This window comes from Rhizobium sp. SVR5-9E (assembly GCF_056755095.1).
Window position 1 is genome coordinate 1 of sequence record NZ_JBNDHS010000411.1, and the last position, 272, is coordinate 272.

Below are 272 nucleotides of genomic sequence, written 5' to 3' on the forward strand. Positions count from 1 at the left end.
TCATAAAACCGTATACCAGCGGCTGAACATGCCCCTTCTTCGGGTCAACCAGCATGACGGCAGGAAGGTAACTGACGCCCAGACGTCGCGCCTGTCCATTGTCCGCTCGCGTCTGAGGGAGCGCCTCGCTGCGCGTGCCATCCACACTCACAGGGAGAAGCGACAGGCCGTACTGCGTGGTAAATTCTTTCACGCTGGCGGCCATGAGGCTGTCGACCTGATTATGCCCGCGATAAAACAGAAAAAGCCCGTAGCGCTGACCCAGCGAATGG

Annotated in this window: 1 protein-coding gene; it reads right to left on the minus strand. The window is 58.8% G+C overall.

Annotated elements, in window-relative coordinates:
* Positions 1-272, minus strand: a 272-nt coding sequence (gene traF / locus ACPYOJ_RS35410; protein ID WP_481420395.1) for a conjugal transfer protein TraF, incomplete at both ends; no start/stop codon positions are given.